At 66.3% G+C, this 5,413-nt stretch carries 9 protein-coding genes; 6 read left to right on the plus strand and 3 right to left on the minus strand.

Going from position 1 to position 5,413, the window contains the following annotated elements:
- The 3 genes from AC1DYI_RS25305 to flgB form a co-directional block, all read right to left on the minus strand.
- A partial coding sequence (locus AC1DYI_RS25305; RefSeq protein WP_477206897.1) for a flagellar hook assembly protein FlgD occupies positions 1-207 on the minus strand: 207 nt, incomplete at its 3' end.
- Positions 208-241: 34 nt separating this feature from the next.
- Positions 242-688, minus strand: a complete 447-nt coding sequence (gene flgC, locus AC1DYI_RS25310; RefSeq protein ID WP_477206898.1) for a flagellar basal body rod protein FlgC — start codon at positions 686-688, stop codon at positions 242-244.
- 22 nt (positions 689-710) lie between these two features.
- Positions 711-1,130, minus strand: a complete 420-nt coding sequence (gene flgB, locus AC1DYI_RS25315) for a flagellar basal body rod protein FlgB (protein WP_477206899.1) — start codon at positions 1,128-1,130, stop codon at positions 711-713.
- A gap of 164 nt (positions 1,131-1,294) precedes the next feature.
- Here flgB and flgA point away from each other — a divergent pair, with 164 nt between their 5' ends.
- From flgA to AC1DYI_RS25345, 6 genes are all read left to right on the plus strand, one after another.
- Positions 1,295-2,059, plus strand: a complete 765-nt coding sequence (gene flgA / locus AC1DYI_RS25320) for a flagellar basal body P-ring formation chaperone FlgA (protein WP_477206900.1) — start codon at positions 1,295-1,297, stop codon at positions 2,057-2,059.
- Positions 2,060-2,222: 163 nt separating this feature from the next.
- Positions 2,223-2,525 carry a flagellar biosynthesis anti-sigma factor FlgM gene (gene flgM / locus AC1DYI_RS25325; RefSeq protein ID WP_477206901.1) on the plus strand — a complete coding sequence of 101 codons (303 nt, stop codon included), beginning with the start codon at positions 2,223-2,225 and terminating at the stop codon, positions 2,523-2,525.
- Positions 2,526-2,643: 118 nt separating this feature from the next.
- Complete coding sequence (locus AC1DYI_RS25330) at positions 2,644-3,051, plus strand: hypothetical protein (protein WP_477206902.1); 408 nt, start codon at positions 2,644-2,646, stop codon at positions 3,049-3,051.
- A 194-nt stretch (positions 3,052-3,245) separates the two neighbouring features.
- Positions 3,246-4,028, plus strand: a complete 783-nt coding sequence (gene flgG, locus AC1DYI_RS25335) for a flagellar basal-body rod protein FlgG (protein WP_477206903.1) — start codon at positions 3,246-3,248, stop codon at positions 4,026-4,028.
- A gap of 20 nt (positions 4,029-4,048) precedes the next feature.
- Complete coding sequence (locus tag AC1DYI_RS25340; RefSeq protein ID WP_477206904.1) at positions 4,049-4,777, plus strand: flagellar basal body L-ring protein FlgH; 729 nt, start codon at positions 4,049-4,051, stop codon at positions 4,775-4,777.
- Between the two features lie 159 nt (positions 4,778-4,936).
- The coding region (locus AC1DYI_RS25345) for a flagellar basal body P-ring protein FlgI (RefSeq protein WP_477206905.1) at positions 4,937-5,413 on the plus strand (477 nt) is incomplete at its 3' end.

The following is a 5,413-nucleotide window of genomic DNA, read 5'->3' on the forward strand; positions in this document are numbered from 1 at the left end:
GAGTTTTTCCAGACCCGACACGGTACTGATCTGCGCCATCTGCGTCGTGACCTGCGCGTTGTCCATCGGGTTCAATGGGTCCTGGTTCTGCATCTGCGCGACCAGCAGCTTCATGAAGCGGTCGGACTGCTCGGCGGCGCTCGTCGCGCTGTCGTTCACGTTGTTGGCAGCGGTCTTGGTGTTGGAGTTCAGGGCGGCGATGGTCATGGCGCGTGGCTGTCCGGGTTAGGAGGAGGGCGCGTCAGCCCTGGCCCAGCTGCAGGGTTTTCTGCAGCAAGGTCTTCGCGGTGTTCATCACCTCGATGTTGTTCTGGTACGAGCGCGAGGCCGAGATCATGTTGACCATCTCCTCGACCGGGTTCACGTTGCTGAAGGTCACGTAGCCCTCGGCGTCGGCGGCAGGGTGGCCGGGCTGGTGCACCTTGCGGCCGGGCGTCTGGTCTTCGCTGATGGTCGACACGCGCACGCCGGCGCTGCCGTCGACCGGGTTGCCGGGGTCGGCACCGGCGGCATTGCCGGATGCCCCCATCAACACGGTCTGGAACACCACCTGGCGTGCCTTGTAGGCCTGGCCGTCGGGGCCGGCCACGCTGTCGGCGTTGGCCAGGTTCGAGGCCACCACGTTCAGCCGCTGGCTTTGCGCCGAAACGGCACTGCCTGAAATATCAAAGACCTTGAACATGCTCATGTGAATGCTCCTTCAGCGCTCATCAGCCTTGGCTCGGGCTCTTCATCGCGTCCAGCATTTCGCGGACATGGCTGTTGATGAAGCGCAGGGTTGCCTCGTACTTCACCGAGTTCTCGGCAAAGCTGGCGCGTTCGCGGTCCATGTCGACACTGTTGCTGTCGAGGTTGGTCTGGCTCGGGGTGGCATAGCGCAACGCCGCCTGTTCTGCCGTCGCGCCACCGGGCAGGGCCATGTGGCCGGTCCGGGTGGTCGCCATCTGGCCGGCAGCCGGCAACTGGCCGGTGGCGGCCTTCAGCGCGGACGAGAAATCCATGTCGCGGGCCTGGTAGCCCRGGGTGTCGGCGTTGGCGATGTTGCTGGCAATCACCCGCTGGCGTTCGGCACGAAGCGTCAACGCCTGGGCCTGGAAGTCCAGCTGGGAGGTCAGGCGGTTGACGTTCATGGCGGAAGAATCCTTCAGGTTCGGGGCGGTGGGGCCGATAACAGGCACAACGCCGCGTTCGCCGATTGTGAAAGTCGGCCCCTGGTGCAAAGGCTCGAATAGCGGCCCATGCCCCGTCCATTTCGCGCCTTGGTTGCCGGCCAGCATCCTTACAGTCACTGGCCATGACCCTCACCCGTTCCCCGTCCGCCTCACGCGCCTGTTCGCGTGGATTGGTGCGTGCTGCCGGCGCCTTGGCGCTGCTTGGCACCGGGCTGGCCTGGGGCCAGGCGGCGACGCCGCCGGCGGGTGACAACCCCGAGATGGCGGCCGTCAGCGCCCAGGTGCAGCAGATGGCCCGCGACAGCGCCGGCCGCGCCGGCCTGGGACAAGCTCGCATCGAGGTCGAGGTCGGCAGCCTGGATCCGCGCCTGAAGCTGGCGCCGTGCCAACGAATCGAACCCTATCTGCCTGCAGGCCTGCCGGTCTGGGGGCGCACCCGCATCGGCCTGAAGTGCACCCAGGGCAGCAAGCTCTGGAATGTCACCTTGCCGGTCACGGTGCATGTCTGGTCCCGTTCCCTGGTGACCCAGACCGCCCTGGCGGCTGGTACCCCGCTGGCGGCGGAACATTTCACGGAAGCCGAGGTCGATCTGGCAGCGGCCCCCGGTTTGCCGATCAGCCAGCCTGGGCTGGCGATTGGGCGTACCCTGAGCCGTCCGGTGGCTGCCGGCACTGCGTTGCGGCAGACAGACTTGAAAGCACGGCAGTGGTTTGCTGCCGGTGAGACCGTGCGCGTCGTGGCCGTAGGCCCCGGCTGGCAGGTGGTCACCGAAGGCGAAGCGATGAATCCGGGGCTGGAAGGRCAGACAGTGCGGATCCGCACCGAGTCCGGCCGGCTGCTGCAGGGCCGCCCGGTGGGCGACCGGCAGGTGGAGGTGGCGCTGTGACGAGCAAAGCGCAAAGGGCGCTGCCCTTCGTTCCTTGGGGCGCGTTGAAGGCGGTCACTTTGAAGGCCGTGCGAAATAGTCCTAAAGTTCTGTCGGGCACTGTCGAAACCCGATCTATGCCGAAAGTTCCCGCCGGGTCCGCTTCGGATTTCTGGAGAGCACCATGAAAATCGGTTCACTCGAAACCAAAGCCAACGTGGCACCGATGCAGAACGATCGCAAGTCGGGCAGTGCAGACAAGACAGGTGGCAGCACCGGGTCTGCGCAGCCGAGCGCGACCGTCAGCATCTCGACCACCGCCAGCATGATCAGCAGCGCCGACACCGACGGCACCTTCGACGCCGACAAGGTCGCCCGCATGGCCCAGGCCATCCGCGACGGCAAGTTCGAGGTCAATGCCGACGCGATTGCCGACAAGCTGATTGCCAACACGCAAGAGCTGCTGCGCAAGTACTCGTCGTCCTGACGTGAAGCCGGCGCGGGCCGACCGCGCCGCCTGCTGATTTCTCCGTCCCTGCTGCCCGCTGGAGCGAGCGGCAAGACCTCTCACACCCTGGCCGCACGCCACAGCACCCCACCGCATCATGCTGAGCTCCCCCGCCGAACAACACGCGTTGCGCCAGACCACCGACCTGGAGTCGGCGCTGACCGAGGTGGAAGCACGCCTGGCCGAGCTGGCCGAAGCGCTGAAGAACCGCGACGCCGACAGCACCGAAATGGCCTCGACCGCGCTGCACCGCGCGTTGTCGCTGGCGGTTGACCATTCGACCCGCGCTGCCCGCAGCGGCGGCATGCCGCCGGCGCTGCGCCGCCGCCTGGCGATGGCCGGTGGCCAAGTCGCCGCGCTGCGCGAGGCGATCGCCCGCGCGTCCGTTGCACTCGACAAGTCGATCGAAATCCTGCTGCCCGAAACCGGTGCCGCGAAGTCGCCGGTCTATGGCGCCCAGGGCAACCCATGGCGCGCCGCATCCAGCGGTGTTGCTGAAGCCTAGGCTTCGCGCCGCCTCCTGACCAACAGCCCGCCTTGGCGGGCTGTCTTGTTTGGGGCCGGCCGTGTGTGCGCTTTGACCGCCCCGGGGGGCATCAGGCGGCCAAAGCGCCTGCTTTTCGAAGCCTCACGACCCTCAAGTCCCGCAGATCATCGGTGCCAAGACCCCTCGGGTCGTTGCAACACCGGGAGCACCCCATGATTCGCTCGCTCTGGATTTCGAAGACCGGGATGGAAGCCCAGCAAACCCAGCTGGACCACATCTCGAACAACCTCGCCAACGTCGCCACCAGCGGCTACAAGCGGGCCCACGCACAGTTCGAAGACCTGATCTACCAAAACCTGCGCCAGGCGGGTGCGGCCAGCTCGGAACAGACGCAGCTGCCGACCGGCCTGCAGGTCGGCCTGGGCACCCGTGCGGTGGCCAGTGCGCGCAACTTCAGCCAGGGCAACCTGCAGCAAAGCGGCGGCAACCTGGACGTGGCGATCAAGGGCAACGGCTTCTTCCAGATCAGCACCCCCGATGGCGGCACCGCCTACACACGCGACGGCTCGTTCCAGCTCGATTCGCAAGGCCAGATGGTCACCAACAGCGGCTACCTGGTGCAGCCCGGCATCACGATTCCGGCCAATGCGCAAAGCGTGACGATTGCCGCCGACGGCACCGTCAGCGTCACATTGCCCGCCCAGGCGCAACCGCAGACGGTGGGCCAGTTGCAATTGGYCAGCTTTGTCAACCCGGGTGGCCTGGAGCCGCGCGGCAGCAACCTGTTCGGCGAGACCGCGGCTTCCGGCTCGCCCAACAGCGCAGCGCCCGGCAACTCCGGCCTCGGCAGCCTGCAGCAAGGCTTTGTTGAAACCAGCAACGTCAACGTCGTTGAAGAGCTGGTCTCGATGATCCAGACCCAGCGTGCCTACGAACTGAATTCGAAGGCCATTTCGACCTCCGACCAGATGCTGCAACGCCTGTCGCAACTGTGAAGATCATTGAGAGAAACACCATGACGACCTTGCTTCGCGCACTGGCGGCCGCCTTGCCGCTGTTTTCGCTCGCCGCCTGCTCGGTGCTGCCGACTGAGGCCAAGGTCGATTTCCCGACGGCCACCGCGCCGATCATTCCCGAGTCCKGCCCGACGCCGATCCCGGCGATGGTGCCGATGACCAGCTACGCCGCCGTGCAGCAGGGGCCGGTGAGCGGCTCGATCTACCAGGCCGCCAGCTACCGGCCGATGTTTGAAGACCACCGCGCTCGCCTGGTCGGCGACACCTTGACGATCCAGATCGTCGAGAAGATCGCCGCCAGYCAGAGCGCCAACTCGACGGTMGACAAGACCGGCGACTTGAATGTCGGCATCTCGGCGCTGCCTGGCGTGAAGGCGATGCACCTGGCCGGCGCCAACGCCTCGGCCACCAGTGCCAATACCTTCGCCGGCAAGGGCGCTACGACCAGCAACAACGACTTCACCGGCACCATCACCGCCAGCGTGGTCGGCGTGCTGCCCAACGGCCACCTGATCGTTGCCGGCGAGAAGCAGATCGGCGTCAACCAGCATGTCGATGTGCTGCGCTTCACCGGCCAGGTCGACCCGCGTTCGATCCAGCCTGGCAACGTGATCCCCAGTGCCCAGGTCGCCAATGTGCGCGTTGAGCACCGTGGCCGCGGCGCGATGGCCGATGCCCAAGGAACTGGCTGGTTGGCACGATTCTTTTTGAGCCTTTGGCCGGTTTAAGTTTGCCCAGAATGCGTTGGAAGGAAATCTCAAGGAACGACGGGCCGCCCCTAGTTCCTTGACCCCCGCGGGGGGCGGGCCGCTGCAAAGCGGACCTGGGGGTCCACAACTCACCAACGCCACATGGACACCACCTCTGACCGATTCCTGCGCGCCGCGATGGCGTTGACCTCCCTGGTCGCCAGCGCCGCGCTGTGGTGGCCCTGGCCGGCCCAGGCCGCGCAGCGGATCAAGGAAGTCGCCACCGTCCAGGGCGTGCGCTCCAACCAGTTGATCGGCTATGGCCTGGTCGTGGGCCTGGACGGCACCGGCGACCAGACCCAGCAAACCCCGTTCACGCAGCAAGGCATCACCTCGATGCTGCAGCAGATGGGCATCACCGTGCCGCCCGGCACTTCGATGCAGCTGAAGAACATCGCGGCGGTGCTGGTCACCGCGCAACTGCCCGCCTTCGCCCAACCCGGCCAGCAAATCGACATCGGCGTCTCTTCGATCGGCAACGCCAAGAGCCTGCGCGGCGGCACCCTGGTGGCCACGCCGCTGAAGGGCGCTGATGGCCAGGTCTACGCAGTTGCCCAAGGCAACCTGATCGTCGGCGGCGCCGGCGCCTCGGCCAACGGCTCGAAGGTGCAGATC

The organism is Ideonella sp. P3_A4 (genome assembly GCF_056403075.1).